Raw genomic sequence first — 16,744 nt, 5'->3', positions numbered from 1 at the left:
GTGGTGTCCGCCGGCCGCCTGCCAAGCCTGCTCCCACCCATGACCGACGACGAGGCGCTCAGCTCGGCGGCGTTGCTGTCCGCCAGCCGAGCCGGCTTTACGCCCTCGCAATAGCGGCAGCGGCCGTTTCGCGCGCCGCATCATTCGTCGAGTGGGCCGGCGCTGGTCGGCGGGCGCAATCCGCCGCAACCCGGCGAAATCACCCTGGCGCATCTGGGCGTGCTGTTTCTCGACGAATTCGACCGCCATGTGCTGGAGACCCTGCGCGAGCCCCTCGAGGCCGGGCGCATCACGATCTCGCGCGCCGCCTTGCAAGCGGATTTTCCAGCAGCGTGCCAGTTGATCGCCGCGATGAACCCCTGCCCCTGCGGATGGCGCGGCGACCCCAACGGTCGCTGCCGATGCACGCCGGAAATCGCGGCGCGTTATCTGCGCAAGCTGTCCGGGCCGCTGCTCGACCGGATCGACATCCAGCTCGAGATTCCTGCGCTCACGCCGGCGGAGTTGTCGGCGCGTTCCACCACCGCCGGTGAATCGAGTGCAGCGATCGCCCTACGGGTGAATGCCGCTCGCGAGCGGCAACTAGCCCGGCAAGGCAAAACCAATCGGGAACTGGGCGGACGGGAAGTGGACGAGGTCTGCCGCCCCGACGCAGACGGCGAAGCTTTGCTGCGCCAGGCCGGCGAGCGTTTCGGCTGGTCGGCGCGTGCTTACTACAGAGTCCTGAAGGTGGCGCGGACCATCGCCGACCTGGCCGGCGCGGCTATGCCGAGCGCGGCGCAAGTCGGTGAGGCCATCCAATATCGCCGGGCGTTTGGGTCTGTATAAGGCGAAAAATCGCCTGTCAAGACTTGACTTATGCACAAGTGCGCGTTCCAGATAAATCTGGAAACAACTGAAAGGCATACAGAGACACGCATCCCAAAGGCATTGATTTAATTGACTTATTTCGACCGCCCGGAGCTGACTCAGTCTGACAGAATGCCCACGGGATGGGCATCTGCGGCAAAAAACGCGAAGTTCTCAACAGAGTTATCCACAGCCTCCGTGCGTAACCGGAAAACTTCAACGTAAACCGGGAATTAGCGCGCGATGCTACGAAGGAACTTTCACTGTGCACTACGATCTTGTCGCGCACCGAGTTGACCAAAAAACGCCGCTTTCAACTTTCAATAGAGCTGGAACGACGAAAAAAACTGGTCGACCTGCTCCTGCTGAACCGGCTTGGACGCAATGATTGCGGCCTGATACACATGCCGGCCACGCGCGACCAGCCGCGCATAGACGGTGCGCGTCTCGTGTTGCGAGCCAGCCTCACCGGTCAGCTTCATTTCCAGACCCAGCACCTGACCGCCTGCGGCCAGCGGAATTTGCACCGCGTGCGCGTCCGGCGCGGCGCCGACGTTACGGGCGAGCCCCGTGCGCAGGAATTCGAGGGCGGCACGCTGCGTCGCTTCGTCATCGTTCGGCAGCATCACGGTGCCGACCGCGAACACGGCGTCGCCGGCTTCGGCTGTCTGCATCGCCATCTGCATCGGCTTGCCGTCGATCTGGACCGCGCGCTGATCGTTGTCCGGCTTGGCCGGCAGGTCGACCGTGTAGCCGTTGTCGTTATTCATGACGGTGCGCCAGTCGAAGGTCGGCGAACACGCTGCCAACGCGCCGCCCAACGCCAGCGCGCAGGCCACCGTTCGGAGAACTGCTCGTGCTCGCCGCAAGCGGAAAGCGGCACCGGCCGGGCGACCGTTTGCCAGGGCGAAACTTGAGGAACGGCTAACGGGGCGGCCAAACGGGATGATCGAGATTCGGGCGAGCAAGCGAAAAGCAGTTCGGAGCATGGGGACAGAAGATTGGACTGACAGGAACGTAAAGTCCTATTATCGCCTCCCGGGCCGCCCGCTGCCGCGTTGCCGGAATGGGGCTACAATAGCGGAGCCAAGCAATACCGGATTTAACAGTCCAAATCCACGTACTGTTCCGCGCGTTCTGCGCGACTCTCGAGGTTCCGTTCATGAGTTCCACCCCGTCCACCGCCGCACGGCGCGCGAATCCGCTTCGCATCATCATCATTGCCGTCGTGGCCGTAGCGATCGCGATTGCCGGCTATTTTGCGTTCGCCGGCCAGCAGCGCGTGCCGGATGCGACCTTCACGTTGCTGTCGGGGCAGAAAGTCTCGACCGCCGATCTGAAAGGCAAGGTCTACCTGGTCAACTTCTGGGCGACCAGTTGCGACACCTGCATGAAGGAAATGCCGCAGATGGTCCAGACCTATAACCGCTTCAAAGGCAAAGGGCTCGAATTCGTCGCCGTCGCAATGAACTACGACGCACCGATGTACGTGGCCAACTACACGCAAACCCGCCAGTTGCCTTTCAAGGTTGCTATGGACGACGGCTCTGCCGCCAAGCAGTTCGGCAATGTGCAGCTCACGCCGACCACCTTCCTGATCGACAAGGACGGCAAGATTCTGAAGCGCTATGTCGGCGAACCGCAATTCGCGGAACTCGACCAGTTGCTGGAAAAAGCGCTGAACGCGGCCTGATTGCCCCACGAAAAGCCTGAAGTAAAACACCCAGACAAACACGCCGGCGCCGAGGTCATACCGCCTCGCCGCCGGCGCTTCAAATTCTCACCGTTCCCCTTCCCCTTTGGCCGCGAGGCCATATCGCTTGATCTTCTCGTAGAGCGTCGCCTTTCCAAGCTGCAACTTGTCTGCTGCGACCGCGACTACCCCGGCGGCCTGCTCCAACGCCTCCGCGATCACCGCCCGCTCGAATTGCTCGACACGTTCCTTCAACGGTTGTGGCGCTACGCCGTCGTCGGCGAAAGACATGACCGGATCGTCGGCGACGCCAAGCACGAAGCGGTCGGCGGCATTGCGCAGCTCGCGCACATTCCCCGGCCATTCCCGTTGCATCAGGCTGGCACGCTGCCGGTCAGTGAGAATCGGCGCGGGGCGCTGATAACGCACGGCCGCGTCCAGCAGGAAGTGCTCGAAGAGCGGCACGATGTCCTCGCGACGTTCACCCAACGGCGGCAGCGCGATCGTCACTACGTTCAGGCGGTATAGCAAGTCGCGCCGGAACGACCCGTCCGCGACATGCTCCGCCATATCGCCCTTCGCGGCGGCCACCACGCGACAATTCACGCGAATCGGCTGATTCGAGCCGAGCCGTTCCAGCACCCCGTCCTGCAACACGCGCAGCAGCTTGACCTGCAACGCGAGCGGCATGCTCTCGATCTCATCGAGGAACAGCGTGCCGCCCGAAGCATGTTCAAGCTTACCGATGCGGCGTTTTGCCGCGCCGGTGAAGGCACCGGGTTCGTAGCCGAACATTTCCGACTCGAACATCGGCTCCGGCAGCGCGCCGCAGTTCACCGCGATAAACGGTTTGTCACGCCGCGGCGACAGTTCATGCAGACTACGCGCGATCAACTCCTTGCCCGCGCCCGTGTCGCCGTTGATCAGCACCGACGCGTCGGTCGGCGCGATATTCGCGATCAGCCGCCGCACCTGCTCGATTGCTGGACTACGACCGATGATGCGCGGCGCGACCGTGTTCTGCCCGGCCAGCTCACGACGCAGCGCGAGGTTCTCCAGCACCAGCTTGCGGCGCTCCAGCGCACGTCGCACGGTTTCGATCAGACGCTCGGATGCGAACGGCTTTTCGATGAAGTCATACGCGCCGTCACGCATCGCCTGCACGGCCATCGAAATATCGCCATGACCGGTGACCAGAATCACCGGCACGTCTGGCGCGCGCTCGTGGCACTGCGCAAGCAGTTCGAGTCCGCTCGCGCCAGGCAAGCGAATATCGCTGACGATCACCCCGGAGAAATCCGCGCTAATCATCTTCGCTGCGGATTCCGCCGACGCATGGCCGATCACCTCGAAGCCCGCCAGTTGCAAACTCTGCACGCTGGCACGCCGCACCAGCTCGTCGTCTTCGATATACAGTACCTGCAAGCCGTCGTTCAGCATGTTGTTCTCGTCTGATTCAGGAACCCGTGGTGAGCGGGTCCGATGTATGGCTCGTCTGCACGCGCGCGCGGCGCAGCGTCAATACGAATAATGCACCGCCGTCCGGCGCGTTGCGCGCCACCAGTGTGCCGCCGCAGTCGCGCGCAATCGACGATGAAATCGCGAGGCCGAGCCCCAGGCCCTGGCCCATTTCTTTCGTAGTGAAGAACGGTTCGAACAGACGCGGCAGCACGTCGTCGGGAATGCCTGGGCCGTTGTCGTGCACAGCGAACGACACACTCGACTCAGCGGTTTCGATCTCGATCGAAATGCGTGGCGGCGTCATCCCCGCCGTTGCGTCTAGCGCGTTGCCGAGCAGATTGATCAACACCTGTTCGAGCCGCAGATCGTCGCAATTGGCAACCAGATCGGAGGGATCGTCGGCGAGATTCAGCGGCATGCGCGCGCCGGTGCCGGCATCGAGCAAAGCGAACTCGACTTCGACGCCTTGCAGGCGCTTTTGCAGCAGCGCGATGACGTTGCGCAACGCTCGCATGACCGGCGCACGCGCACTGCGCGGCCGGGCGCGGCCGACAAACAACTTCAACTGATTGGTGATCTTGCCCATGCGCTCGGTGAGCGCAGCGATCGCTTCGAGATTTTCGAACGCCGACGCCTGGTCGCCGCGTTCGAGCAGCACGCGCGTGTTGTCCGAGAAACCACGCAGTGCCGCGAGCGGCTGATTCAATTCATGCGTGATGCCGGCCGCCATCTGACCCAGCGCGGCTAGCTTGCTGGCCTGGATCAGCTCATCGTGCGCCGCGCGCAGTTCCTGTTCGGCGCGCGTTCGCTCGGCGACTTCCTTCTGCAACTGCTCGTTCGCCTGCGAGAGATCCGCAGTGCGCGCGGCCACGCGCTGGTTCAATTCAGCGTAGGCCTTTTGCAGCAGCGAACGGCTGCGCATCATTTCTCGCACCCGGGCACGGCGCATTCTCCAGTAGAACGCGAACAGCACCAGCGACACGTAGCCGAAGCCGGTCACGATAGTCGCATTGCGCGCGTCAGCGTTGACAGGACCGACCGGCGACATCGTGATCAGATGCCAGTCCGGCTCGCCCATGCCGCGCCGCGACGCCAGATAGCGCGGCGCATAGCGGCCGCCGCCGATACGCACGATCTGCGCATTGCCTTCGAGCGTGCGCTCGATCGTCACCGGCAGCGGCGGGATCGGTTGCTGCGCATACTGGCGCGCCTGGTAGATCGAGTCCGCGACTTGCCCCGACAACGGCCGGATCGTGTGATATTTCCACGCTGGCACCGACGACAGAAAGATCACGCCGTGATCGTCGGTGACAACTAAAGGTTCGGACGCATCCGCGCCCTGAAACCATTCGAGATCGAGTTTGACGACTGCCACGCCGACGATCTTGCCGTCACGCCGCACCGGCTGCGAGATGTAGTAACCGGGCGCCTGGGAAATCGTGCCGATACCGAAGAAGCGGCCCACGCCACCCTTCACCGCATCGAGAAAATACGGCCGGAATTGATAGCCCGCGCCGATGAAGCTGCCCGGCCCATGCCAGTTGCTCGCGGCGACGCAATAGCCGTCGAGCGGAATGATGTAGGTGACCGTTGCCCGCGCGTGGCGGTTGAGGTCCTCGAGATAGAGATTGGCGCGTTCGACGTTGGCAGGGCTGGGATTGACCAGCACGTCTTGCACAATGGGATGTTCGGCCAGCAGATAAGGCAGCGATTCGTAGCGCTCGAGCGTGCTTTTCAGCGCGCTGGTCGTGCGATCGACCCGCACCGCGGCGTTGCGCCGCAAATTATCGATCCCGCTCTGCCACGCGATGGTGTACGTAAGCCCGCACGCCACCACGAGCCCGGCGACGAGCGCGAAGAGGATCAGCAGGCGGCGCGTCACGTTGGCAATATCCGATCGGTGAGGATCGGATATTGTGGCATAAGGCGCCGCGTCGTCGGCGTAAGCTTCGTCGGCCGACGGCGCTGGGTCCCGGCTCGCGGTCGCCGCTTTCATAGGTGGGCGTCCGCGGCCGAAGTCGTGCTCGTGACGGTTGCCTGGCTTAAGCCTCGGCCGGCTCTTTGACCGCCACTTCACCCCGCAATGCGGCGTTCAGCTTGTTGCGGTCCAGTTCCTTTTCCCATGCCGACACCACCACCGTCGCCACTCCGTTACCGACGATGTTCGTCAGCGCGCGGCATTCGCTCATGAAACGGTCGATACCGAGAATCAGCACCATGCCCGACAGCGGAATGGTCGGCACCACAGCGAGCGTGGCGGCCAGCGTGATGAAGCCCGCGCCCGTCACACCGCTCGCGCCCTTCGACGTCAGCATCGTCACCGCCAGCAGCGTGAGCTGCTGCGTCCACGTGAGGTCGGTGTTGGTCGCCTGAGCGATGAACAGCACGGCCATCGTCATGTAGATGTTGGTGCCGTCGAGGTTGAACGAGTAACCGGTCGGCACCACGAGGCCCACAACCGAACGCGAGCAGCCGAGCTTTTCGAGCTTCAGCATCAGTTGCGGCAGCGCGGCTTCCGACGAGCTCGTGCCGAGCACGATCAGCATCTCTTCCTTGATGTAGCCGACAAAGCGCAGGATGTTGAAGCCCACCGCACGCGCGATGATGCCGAGTACGACCACCACGAACACGATCGAAGTCAGATAGAACGTGCCGATCAGCTTGAGCATCGGCAGCAGCGAGCCGATGCCGTACTTGCCGATGGTGAACGCCATCGCGCCGAACGCGCCGATCGGCGCCAGCTTCGTGATGATGCGCACAATGCCGAACAGCACATGCGAAAGCCCGTCGATGAAGTTGGTGACGACCTTGCCCTTCTCACCGGCCGTGGCCAGCACCGCGCCGAACAACAGTGCGATCAGCAGGATCTGCAGGATTTCGCCCTGTGCGAACGCCGACACGAGCGTGTCCGGGATGATGTGCATCAGGAAGTCGACCGTGGTCTGGCCGTGTGCCTTCGCGGCATACGAAGCGACAGCCTTGCCGTCGAGCGTAGCCGGATCGATGTTGAAGCCGACGCCCGGTTTCAGCACGTGCGTGGCAATGAGGCCGAGCACCAGCGCGAACGTCGAGACGATTTCGAAGTACAGCAGCGCCTTGCCGCCGACGCGCCCGACCTTCTTCATGTCTTCCATACCGGCGATACCCGTCACCACCGTACAGAAGATGATCGGCCCGATCACCATCTTGATCAGCTTGATGAAGCCATCGCCGAGCGGCTTCATGTCGACGGCGAAGTCCGGCGAATAATGGCCAAGCGCAATGCCGATGATGATCGCCACGATCACCTGGACGTACAGCACTTTGTGGATAGGTTTCTTCACGATGTTTCCTGCGATATGGGTGAGCTCAAGGCCTGCCACGCTGCGCATCATGCGAACGAATAGTCGTCACGCCTGTGCACGGCATTAGGCCGCGACAAGACGACGAATTCAGAAATACCGGGAAGGGAAATCAGACATCGTTGTCTCCTTGCTTTAGTTGTCGGACCGTTGCGGCCGCGTGATCTAAATTGCAAGGTCGATGCCAGCTTGACGAAAAGCGAACCGCTTTGATTTTTATAGGTTTTTTGGCGTGTTACAGCACGCGCAGTCCGGGATTCCGGAAATCCGGACGAGGGGCGTCGGGGAATCCGGAATCCGTCCATGCCACAAATCCGGGAAAACCCGGAGAGCCTTTGGGGCTGGGGCTTTCGCCCACTTCAGCCGAAACCGCCTGGTCTGTACGCGGGGCTTTCGCCAACGTCAGACACTGCTGTTCGGCTTCTATGCACCACCCTCTTCCAGCACCAGCAAGTTCTCGTGCGAGAAACCCAGCGATACCGGTTGACCCCGTTCGGGCAAGCCGCGATTCGGGTCGTTGAACACATCAAGTGAAATCACCGCGTCTTTCACGCGCGCTCTGATGCGCACCACCGCACCGAGGAAATTTACTTCTTCGACGGTCGCGTTCAGCGTATTGCGGCCCGGCGCGGCCGGTTCCAGCACAATGGCTTCGGGCCGCAGCGCGAGCATGCGCTTCTTGCCCGCGTCGTCTGCCGGCAGTTCTTGCGTGGTAGTCAACTCCTGACCGTCGACGGCCATCTTGCCGGTCTTCGGATCGATCACATGCCCCGCCAGAATGTTCAGCGTGCCGACGAACGACGCGACAAAGCGCGTACGCGGATAGTTGTAGATTTCCGAAGGCGTGCCGATCTGTTCGACGCGCCCCTCGTTCATCACCACGATGCGGTCGGAAATGGACAGCGCCTCTTCCTGATCGTGCGTGACGAAAATCGACGTGATACCTAATTCACGCTGCAACGCCCGAATGTCTTGCCGCAGCGAAATGCGAATCTTCGCGTCGAGCGCGGAGAGCGGCTCGTCGAGCAACAGCACCTGAGGCTTGCCGGCAAGCGCGCGCGCCAACGCCACACGCTGCTGCTGACCACCCGACAATTGCCACGGATAGCGCTCACCGAGATGCGGCAGCTTGATCAGTTGCAACATCTCCTCGACGCGCTTCTTGATCTCCTCCTGCGGGCGGTGCGTGATCTTCAGTCCGAAGCCGATGTTGTCGGCCACCGTCATGTTCGGAAACAGCGCGTACGACTGGAACACCATGCCGACCTTGCGCTGCCGCGTGCGCAGGTACGTCACGTCCTTGTTATCCAGCCGGATGATGCCGCGCGTCGGCGTTTCGAAGCCGGCGATCATCCGCAGCACCGTGGTCTTGCCACAGCCGGACGGTCCAAGAAACGTGATGAATTCGCCGCGCTCGATCTTCATGTCGAAGTGATGCAGCGCAGTGTTCGCCCCGAAGGACTTATGCAGATTTTCGATCTCAAGGAATGCCATGATTCGCTGCCTTAGTCGGTCAAATTAGTCCGTCAAATTTTCTGGCCGCTAAGCGCGCGTGCCGAGCCGAATACCTGAATCAAACCCATCGACGCCCATGTGATCACGAACGCGATGATCGCAAGCGCCGACGGTTCATACGCGCGGTTCGCGCCGATCAATTGCAGATACGGGCCGAACGCGGGGCGGTCGAGCAGACTCGCCAGCGTGAACTCGCCGATCACGACAGCAAAGGTGAGAAACGCGCCGGACAGAATGCCCGAGCGGATATTCGGGAAGATCACTTTGAACAGAATCGTCGGCCAGTTCGCCCCGAGACATTCGGCGGCCTCGGTCAGCGAGCGCACGTCGACCGCGCGCAAACCGGCGTCGACTGCGCGATACATGTACGGCAGCGAGAGCGTGACGTAACCGAACACCAGTAACAGGTCGGTCGCGCGTTCGTTGGCCGTGAGCGGCAGAATCGAACTGCTGTTGTATATGCGCAGATAACCGAACACGATCACGATCGCCGGGACCACCAGCGGCAACAGCGTGATGAATTCGACGACCGGCCGCAGCTTCGGCAGCCGCAACTGCACGTAGTACGCGGTCGGCACCACCAGCAATACGCCAACAATGATCGTCAGCACCGCCATCAGGATCGAATAGCCGAACGAAGCCTGGAAGCGTGGATCGCTCAGCACGACGCTATACGCCTCGAAGCTGTAAACGCCGCGTTTCATGCGCAGGCTGAATTCGAAGGTGGCGAGCAACGGAATCAGAAAGTACAGCGAACCGACGATCATCGCGGTCCACGCACCCACACGCGACTGGCTTTTCATCGACGGCCCCTTTCAGCGCGTGAACGCAGCCAGATGTAGCCGCCATTCGACAAGCCCGTCACGAGCACCATGCCGAGCGCGAGCGCGTAGCCGAGGTTCTGGTTGTGCATGACGTCGCCGCGAATCTGCGCGTACAGCAGGATCGTAACGATGTTCAGCGAACTGCCGGTCAGTGCGTAGGCCGTGGCGACCGCGCCGAACGAATTGGCGAACAGCAGCAGCGTCGCGCCAAGCACGCTCGGCCACAAAACCGGCAACGCTACGTGGCGCCAATATTGGAAGGCCGTGCCGCCGAGACAGTCGCAGGCTTCGCGCCACTCGCGCTTCAGGCCGTCGAGCGCGGGCGTGACGATCAGCACCATCAAAGGAATCTGGAAGTACAGGTAAGTCAGCGTCAACCCGGAAAAACTCAGAACGCTGAAGCCCGTCGAGTACAGGTTGAAGCCGAGGTACTTCTTCAGCAATACGGTCACGAGACCGACGCGCCCCAGCGTGCAGATGAAGGCAAATGCGAGCGGCACGCCGGCAAAATTCGAGGCGACGCCGGAGAACGTCATCAACGTAGGACGAATCCAACCCGGCAATTTGCCTTGCACCGCCGCCCACGCGAGCAGCGAGCCGATCAACGCGCCGCCGAGCGCTGAAGCGGCGCTTACCTTGAAGCTGATCCAGTAGGCGTCCAGCACCGTGGGCTGGAGCAAGTCGCGAAAATTGCCGAGCGTGAAGTGGCCTTGCGGATCCTGAAACGCGCCGACCATCAGAAAGCCGGTCGGCAGAATCAGGAACAGCAGTGCGAAGGTGAAAAACGGCACCACGCCGATCCAGGCGAGGAACTGCGACGCGCGGCCCGGACCGTTGACGCGAGGCGTTGGCGTGGGTACAGGCGGAACCAGCAATTCCGGCTGCACCGATCCAGCATCCGATGAAGCGCTCATAGCTCACCCTTAGGCAATCTGGCTAACGCCTGGCGCGCCGCTCTCGTGGAGCGGCACGCTACCTTTGAAACTGCACGTTGCGGTTAGAAGCGGCGGCGTGTGCGGCATGCGATAGATCGCCGCCCCCGCTGCCGCCGCAACCGCGTGCGCCGCGACGATTACTTGACGTTCGCGCCGACCGCTTCGTCCCAGTGCTTCGTAATGGTGTCCTTGTAGGCGTCCTGCTGGGACAGCGTCGGGAACACCACGTTCTTGTATGACGACGGCGGCGGCAGCTTGTCGAGCAGCGCTTGCGGAACCTTCTTCGCCGCTACCAATTCGTTATAGCGCATCGGGTGGCAATAGCCGGTCAGCCAGCCGATCTGGCCTTCGTCGGAGTACAGGTATTCCATCCACAGCTTGGCGGCGTTCGGATGCGGTGCGTAGGCGCTGATCGCCTGAACGTACACGCCGGCGACCACGCCCGTCTTCGGAATCACCACCTGCACCTTCGGATTGCCCTTCAGCGTGTCGCGGTCGGCCAGCGCGTTGTAGTCCCAACGCACGACGATCGGCGTGGTGCCTTGCGCGAGCGATGCGGCCTTGCCGATCACCGGCACGAAGTTGCCGTTCTTGTTCAGGTCGGCAAAATACTTGAGGCCGGCCTTGTCGGCCTTGCTCACATCGCCCTTGCTTTGCGACAGACCTGCTGCGAACACGGCCTGGATCGCCTGATTGGCCGTGCGCGGGTCGCCGGCCAGCGAGACGGCGTTCTTATAGTCTGACTTGAGCAGATCGCTCCAGTCGGACGGCGCCTTGTCGATCATGTCGGCGTTCACTTCAAACGACAGCACGCCGTAGTAATCGCCATACCAATAGCCGTCGGCGTCTTTCGACTCCTTGGGAATCGAGTTCCACGAAGCGACCTTGTACGGCTGCAGCAAACCCTCGGCCTTCGCGGTCGGACCGAACGACAGACCCACGTCGATCACGTCAGGCGCTTGCGGACCCTTGTTGCCCTTGTTCGCCTTGATGGCTTCGACTTCGTCGCCCGAACCCGCATCCGGGTTCAGCTCGTTGATCTTGATGCCGTACTTCTTCTGAAAACCGGCCACCAGTTCACCGTAGTTGCACCAGTCGTGCGGCAACGCGATCACGGTGAGTTGGCCTTCCTGCTTGGCGGCTGCGACCAGTGCGTCGAGCGGCGCGGCCGAAGCGCTGCTCACGCCGGCTGCGGCGACACCCGCAGCGGCCGACATCGAAAGTAAACGAGCTAACGCGGTGCGCTTCATAGTTATCCCCATCCTCTGCCGAAATTGCTACGTTTGGAAAATTTCTAATTTCTAGCTCTATGGGCGCACACCTGTGCAAGCTCGCACTCGCGCACCCGCGCCATGCTCAGTCCGGATTGACCGGCGCCGAAAACATGTCGTGTTCCAGTCTATCGATGCGATCTGTACAAATCATGTCGACACCCCATTGCGCAAGCACCTGCGCGCGCTCGGGGTCGTTCACCGTGTAGGCCAGCACGCGCAATCCGGCCGCCTTGATCTCGGCGACCAGCGGCTCGGTCAGGTACCGGTGGCTCGCATGCAGCGACACGCAGTCCAACTCCCGCACGATGCGCAGCCAGTCAGCCGGCACCTCTTCGAACAGCATACCGCGTCGCAGCGAGGGCGCCGCATCGCGCGCTGCCGCAAGCGCCTCGAACGAAAACGACGACAGCAGCGGCGGCGTTTGCCCTTGCCACAAAGTCAATGCGCCGCTTGCGACCAGACGCCCGGTGATCTCGTCCCGCCCCGGGCAGGGTTTGATTTCGATATTGGCGGCAATGCCATCTCGTGCGCAACGTGCGGCGGCTTCGGCGAGCGTCGGCAGATGCGTACCGGCGAACTGCGGGCCGAACCAGGCGCCGGCGTCGAGCGCGGCCAGTTGGTTCCACGTGTGTTCAGCAGCGGCGCCATGACCGTTGGTCGTGCGTTCCAGCGTATCGTCGTGCAACAGAAAGAGCTGGTTGTCAGCGGAGAGCTTGGCGTCGAATTCGACCATGCGGTAGCCGTAACGCACGCATGCGTCGAAACCGGCCAGCGTGTTCTCCGGCGCCAACGTGCCGCCGCAGCGATGCGCAACCAGCCTCGGATACGGCCAGTCTGCGGATAAGGTGCGATCAATCCCGTTTCCCACGTCTCGTTACCTTCCAGATAGAGCGGGTTAAATATGCTCTCGACACGTTCCAAGCTGCCACTGCCGTCATGCCACAACTGCGCCATGCAGCCTTTTATGCACGAGCCCCGCGCGTAGTATCGCGCCAATGGGCAACGCTGCGATAGCTGGCCGCACGACCAACGTCACGCCCCACTACAGCTCTGCAATCCTATTGTCAGGATGCCGAACCGTGCGGCGTCCCGGCAGCACCGTATACAGTAGCGAATGGTTCAGACGGCAGATCCCAAGATCCATTATGGCGACGACATGTGTCTAACAAATTGCCAAAAAACGCCGCGAAATGCTCGAAATCGGACATTTCAATTCCTTTTCGAACATTTGATGTTCGAAATATGCGCCGCGCTTCGATCTGCGAAGGCTAAGGTTAAATACACAAACTTGCAAGCTGCCAAAAAAATACAACACAATTCGGCTAAAGTAGTACGCTTGTCATTGTCCGGACACACATCCGTGTCCACGATGACACCATTAAAACAAGCCGTGTGACCGCGCGTTCACATCCAAGGAAAAATGCATGTGGCAGGAAGACCGTCATCAGAGAATTCGCGCGTTGCTGTCTACGCTTCAGCGCGTGTCGACCGAACGGATCATGGCGGACCTCGGGGTGTCGCGCGAAACGGTGCGGCGCGATCTGCTCGACCTCGAAGCACTCGGTGAACTGAAGCGCGTACATGGTGGCGCGATCAAACCCGCTGACGAGGCGCCGATCGCCGAGCGCGCCCACATGCGTGTCAAAGCCAAAACCGCGATTGCGAAGGCGGCCACCGGTTTGATCGCGAGCGGCCAGACACTGTTCATCGACGCGGGCACCACCACCGCGGCGCTCGCTGAAGAGCTGGCGAAACTGGCGAACCTGACGATCGTCACCAATTCCATCGACGTCGCGCTGAAAATGCGTGGCGCCGTGGATCAAACGGAAACGGCCAACGAAGTGATTCTGCTGGGCGGCTCGATCAGCGATCGGGCGATGGCGACCACCGGCGCGACCACCGTACTCGACATCCAGCGCTATCGCGCGGACATGGCCTTGCTCTCGCCGGTCGGCATCGATCACCGGCACGGCGCCACCAACTACGATCACGCTGAAACCGAAGTGGCTCGCGCCATGGTCGCCAACGCGGACCGCGTGGTGATCCTTGCCGACTACAGCAAGATTGGTCAGCGCAGCCGGATTTCGTACTGTCCGGTCGATCGGATCGATGTGCTGGTCACCAACAAGAAGGCGGCCGAAGCCGCCGACTTTGCAGCGCTGAAAAAGAAGCTGGAAGAGATCGTTCTGGCTTAGGGCGCCGATGTGTTCGGCGCTTCGCACGAACGCTTCAGGGAGCGCTGCGCAAGCCGCTTATTCCTTCACATGCATTGTGTCGAGCACGCGCTTGCGCAAGCGCGTGTCGCGCAGCGCGCCGGCAGCTTCGAGCACCGGATAGGCCGTCGAGCAGAACAGCGAATTGAGCCGCTTCATGTCGCTGATCAGATCCAGATGCAACGCGCTGGTTTCGATGCTGCGCAAGGTTTGCCCGGCGAGTCGGTCCAGATGTTTGTATGAGTACGCGCGCTCCAGATCGCGAAAACGCTCCTTCTCCGCCAGCAGCCGCTCTGCGCAACGCAGATCGTTATTCAGAAACACCGACAGGCCAAGCTGTAGATTGCTGACGAGCCGCGCCTGCAGGTCGTCCAGCTCGCCCAACCCCTCCTCCGAAAACGACAGCCGGTGCGCGATCTTCTTTTCCTCGATATCGCCGACAATCCGCTCGATGATGTCGCCCGCATGCTCCAGGTTAATCGTCAACGAAATGATGTCGGTCCAGCGGCGGCTATCGGCTTCGTCGAGTTGCTCGCGGGAGATCAGCGTCAGATAGGTTTTGACCGCGGCGTAGAGCTGGTCGACGTCGTCGTCCATCCGGACCGTTTCGCGCGCCTTGTCGAGGCTGTTTTCATGGATCAGGCCCGCAACGTTATCGAGCATGGTGCGCACGATATCGCCAATACGCAGCACCTCGCGTGCGGCGTTCGCGAGTGCGAGTGTGGGCGTAGAAAGTGCGGCGGCATCCAGATGCAGCGGCCGCAGTTCGCCGTTGGGCTGCGGCCGGTCCGGCAACACCCGGGTGCAGATGCGCGCCACCGGATCGATCAGCGAAAGGCATGCGCAGCAACGCAGCGTGTTGTAGATCACGTGAAAGCCGACCACCGCTTCGCGTGGATTCGCGATCAACACTGGCAGGCCGCGTGCGAGCAACGGCGCGAACGGCAGGATCAGCAGCGCGCCGGCCAGCTTGAACGCCAGACTGCCCAAGGCCAGACGCCGTGCCGCCGCGTTCTGCGCGAGGGTGCCCATCAGCGCCAGCAGGCCGCTGCCGAGATTCGCGCCGATCACGAGACACAGCGCCACCTTCAGTGAGATCACACCGGACGAGGCAAGCGTTGCTGTCAACAGAACCGCCGCGAGACTCGAATAAGACAGCATCGCAAATGCCGCACCGACCAGCGCGTCGAGCGTGGTGTCGCCGGTCAGTGCGCCGAACATCACGCGCACGCCGGCGCCCTGCATCATCGGCTGGGCGGCTTCGACGATCAGGTGCAGCGCCAGCAGGATCAAGCCGAGCCCGATCAGCGTACGGCCGACCTGGCCCGTGCGCATTTGTTTGCGCGACAGAAAGAGCGGCACGCCGACCAGAATCAGGATTGGCGACAGCCATGACAGATCGAGTGTGAGCAAGCGCGCCATCAGTGCGGTGCCGACGTCGGCACCAAGCATGATGGCGAGGCCGCTGGTGAGCGGCAGAAGACCTTGCGCAGCGAACGACGTGACGATCACCGCCGTTGCATTGCTGCTTTGCACGAGGCTCGTGACGCCGACGCCCGAAAGAAAGGCACGCCATCGGCTACTGGTGCTGCGCCCGAGGACACTGCGCAGATCGGCGCCGAGCACGCGCAGGATGCCGGTACGTACGATGTGCGAGCCCCACACGAGGAGCGCCACACCAGCCAGAAGGTTAAGGAGAATCAACATAAGGCACTGCGCATCCGTTCCTGCTGCCATGACCCGAACCGCATGCCGCGTGAACCGGCACCCGGGGCGTTTATGACAGTAGTGTTGCACATTTTTGCCTTATTGTAATTTTGTGCTTTTAAATATACGCTCGTGCCGAACTGTGGATTGCTGTGTGCCGGCTTATCGTCCGGAACGCAATTCACTCGATCACTTCGTTTGCCCACTTCATCACAAGGACTCTGGATGAGCCGCAACCTTGCGCTGTTCGACCTGGACCACACGCTGCTGCCGCTCGATAGCGATCAGGCGTGGGCCCACTTCATCGCTGGATTGGGCATAGACGGCGCTGCGCAGCACGCGGAAGAAATCGACGATTACTACCGGCAGTACGTGGCCGGCACGCTCGATATGACCGCCTATCTGAATTACACATTGGCGCCGCTCGCTCGCCACTCGCGCGAGCAGCTCGACGCATGGCATGCACAGTTCATGAAGGATGTGATTGCGCCGGCGATCCTGCCGGCTGCGCGGGAACTCGTGCAACGTCATATTGAAGCGGGCGACCTGTGCTGCATCGTCACCGCCACCAATGTGTTCATTACGAAGCCGATCGGCAAGGCGCTCGGCTTCGACCATCTGCTGGGGATCGATCTCGGCACTGAAGGCGGCGATCCTTTGGCGCGCTTTACCGGAAACGCCGTCGGCGTGCCGACCTTCCGCGAAGGCAAGATCACACGCACCGAGAGCTGGCTGGCTTCGCTCGGCCACCGTCTGCAGGACTTTCCGCAGAGCTGGTTCTATAGCGATTCGATCAACGACGTGCCTTTGCTCGAGCGCGTCACGCATCCGGTCGCGACCAATCCCGACCCGCGCCTGCGTGCCATTGCCACGGAACGCGGCTGGCCGGTGATTGAGCTGTTTGCTTGAGATTGCGCGGGCTGGCGCGATCT

13 protein-coding genes and 1 pseudogene are annotated in these 16,744 nt (G+C 61.8%); 4 read left to right on the top strand and 10 right to left on the bottom strand.

Annotated features, from left to right (window positions below):
• Positions 1–828: pseudogene (locus tag FSO04_RS26805) on the top strand (ATP-binding protein); the annotation flags it as partial.
• Between the two features lie 341 nt (positions 829–1,169).
• Here the strand turns inward: FSO04_RS26805 and FSO04_RS26800 are convergent.
• Positions 1,170–1,838, bottom strand: coding sequence for a hypothetical protein (locus tag FSO04_RS26800; RefSeq protein WP_154564190.1), 669 nt, complete (start codon positions 1,836–1,838; stop codon positions 1,170–1,172).
• 173 nt (positions 1,839–2,011) lie between these two features.
• Here FSO04_RS26800 and FSO04_RS26795 point away from each other — a divergent pair, with 173 nt between their 5' ends.
• Positions 2,012–2,542: a TlpA disulfide reductase family protein gene (locus tag FSO04_RS26795; protein WP_154564188.1), complete on the top strand. Its 531-nt coding sequence runs from the start codon at positions 2,012–2,014 to the stop codon at positions 2,540–2,542.
• Positions 2,543–2,629: 87 nt separating this feature from the next.
• Here FSO04_RS26795 and FSO04_RS26790 read toward each other — a convergent pair whose 3' ends face one another.
• The 8 genes from FSO04_RS26790 to ugpQ form a co-directional block, all read right to left on the bottom strand.
• Positions 2,630–3,982, bottom strand: a complete 1,353-nt coding sequence (locus tag FSO04_RS26790; protein ID WP_171925151.1) for a sigma-54-dependent transcriptional regulator — start codon at positions 3,980–3,982, stop codon at positions 2,630–2,632.
• 16 nt (positions 3,983–3,998) lie between these two features.
• Positions 3,999–5,999: a sensor histidine kinase gene (locus FSO04_RS26785; RefSeq protein WP_154564186.1), complete on the bottom strand. Its 2,001-nt coding sequence runs from the start codon at positions 5,997–5,999 to the stop codon at positions 3,999–4,001.
• A gap of 46 nt (positions 6,000–6,045) precedes the next feature.
• Positions 6,046–7,326, bottom strand: coding sequence for a dicarboxylate/amino acid:cation symporter (locus FSO04_RS26780; protein ID WP_168435856.1), 1,281 nt, complete (start codon positions 7,324–7,326; stop codon positions 6,046–6,048).
• 441 nt (positions 7,327–7,767) lie between these two features.
• Positions 7,768–8,838 (bottom strand): ABC transporter ATP-binding protein, encoded by a 1,071-nt coding sequence (locus FSO04_RS26775; RefSeq protein ID WP_154564182.1) that lies wholly within the window; start codon positions 8,836–8,838, stop codon positions 7,768–7,770.
• Between the two features lie 32 nt (positions 8,839–8,870).
• Positions 8,871–9,662, bottom strand: coding sequence for an ABC transporter permease (locus tag FSO04_RS26770; RefSeq protein WP_093645611.1), 792 nt, complete (start codon positions 9,660–9,662; stop codon positions 8,871–8,873).
• Positions 9,659–10,597, bottom strand: coding sequence for an ABC transporter permease (locus FSO04_RS26765; protein WP_093645614.1), 939 nt, complete (start codon positions 10,595–10,597; stop codon positions 9,659–9,661). Before FSO04_RS26765 ends, FSO04_RS26770 begins: the two co-directional genes overlap by 4 nt.
• 158 nt (positions 10,598–10,755) lie before the next feature.
• On the bottom strand, positions 10,756–11,868 hold the full coding sequence (locus FSO04_RS26760; RefSeq protein ID WP_154564180.1) for an ABC transporter substrate-binding protein: 1,113 nt from the start codon (positions 11,866–11,868) through the stop codon (positions 10,756–10,758).
• A 106-nt stretch (positions 11,869–11,974) separates the two neighbouring features.
• A complete protein-coding gene (gene ugpQ, locus FSO04_RS26755) occupies positions 11,975–12,760 on the bottom strand; it encodes a glycerophosphodiester phosphodiesterase (protein WP_168435855.1) in 786 nt (261 codons plus the stop codon).
• 556 nt (positions 12,761–13,316) lie between these two features.
• Between ugpQ and FSO04_RS26750 the strand changes: the two genes are divergently transcribed.
• Positions 13,317–14,087, top strand: a complete 771-nt coding sequence (locus FSO04_RS26750) for a DeoR/GlpR family DNA-binding transcription regulator (RefSeq protein WP_154564178.1) — start codon at positions 13,317–13,319, stop codon at positions 14,085–14,087.
• 57 nt (positions 14,088–14,144) lie between these two features.
• Here FSO04_RS26750 and FSO04_RS26745 read toward each other — a convergent pair whose 3' ends face one another.
• A complete protein-coding gene (locus FSO04_RS26745; protein WP_154564176.1) occupies positions 14,145–15,812 on the bottom strand; it encodes a Na/Pi cotransporter family protein in 1,668 nt (555 codons plus the stop codon).
• Positions 15,813–16,037: 225 nt separating this feature from the next.
• On the opposite strand from FSO04_RS26745, the gene FSO04_RS26740 reads away from it, so the two are divergent.
• Entirely contained in the window at positions 16,038–16,721 is a 684-nt protein-coding gene (locus FSO04_RS26740; protein WP_154564174.1) for a histidinol-phosphatase, read from the top strand.
• Positions 16,722–16,744: the final 23 nt, after the last annotated feature.

It is taken from the genome of Paraburkholderia madseniana, assembly GCF_009690905.1.
Classification (GTDB): domain Bacteria; phylum Pseudomonadota; class Gammaproteobacteria; order Burkholderiales; family Burkholderiaceae; genus Paraburkholderia; species Paraburkholderia madseniana.
Note: the sequence above shows the minus strand (reverse complement) of the source record. Positions and strands in the feature narration are given on the sequence as shown.

Excerpts from the sequence above, each read along its gene's own strand:
- FSO04_RS26740 (WP_154564174.1), top strand. The coding sequence starts at position 16,038 with ATGAGCCGCAACCTTGCGCTGTTCGACCTGGACCACACGCTGCTGCCG.
- FSO04_RS26750 (WP_154564178.1), top strand. The coding sequence starts at position 13,317 with ATGTGGCAGGAAGACCGTCATCAGAGAATTCGCGCGTTGCTGTCTACG.
- FSO04_RS26765 (WP_093645614.1), bottom strand. The coding sequence starts at position 10,597 with ATGAGCGCTTCATCGGATGCTGGATCGGTGCAGCCGGAATTGCTGGTT.
- FSO04_RS26795 (WP_154564188.1), top strand. The coding sequence starts at position 2,012 with ATGAGTTCCACCCCGTCCACCGCCGCACGGCGCGCGAATCCGCTTCGC.
- FSO04_RS26745 (WP_154564176.1), bottom strand. The coding sequence starts at position 15,812 with ATGTTGATTCTCCTTAACCTTCTGGCTGGTGTGGCGCTCCTCGTGTGG.
- FSO04_RS26800 (WP_154564190.1), bottom strand. The coding sequence starts at position 1,838 with ATGCTCCGAACTGCTTTTCGCTTGCTCGCCCGAATCTCGATCATCCCG.
- FSO04_RS26790 (WP_171925151.1), bottom strand. The coding sequence starts at position 3,982 with ATGCTGAACGACGGCTTGCAGGTACTGTATATCGAAGACGACGAGCTG.
- FSO04_RS26760 (WP_154564180.1), bottom strand. The coding sequence starts at position 11,868 with ATGAAGCGCACCGCGTTAGCTCGTTTACTTTCGATGTCGGCCGCTGCG.
- FSO04_RS26770 (WP_093645611.1), bottom strand. The coding sequence starts at position 9,662 with ATGAAAAGCCAGTCGCGTGTGGGTGCGTGGACCGCGATGATCGTCGGT.
- FSO04_RS26775 (WP_154564182.1), bottom strand. The coding sequence starts at position 8,838 with ATGGCATTCCTTGAGATCGAAAATCTGCATAAGTCCTTCGGGGCGAAC.
- FSO04_RS26785 (WP_154564186.1), bottom strand. The coding sequence starts at position 5,999 with ATGAAAGCGGCGACCGCGAGCCGGGACCCAGCGCCGTCGGCCGACGAA.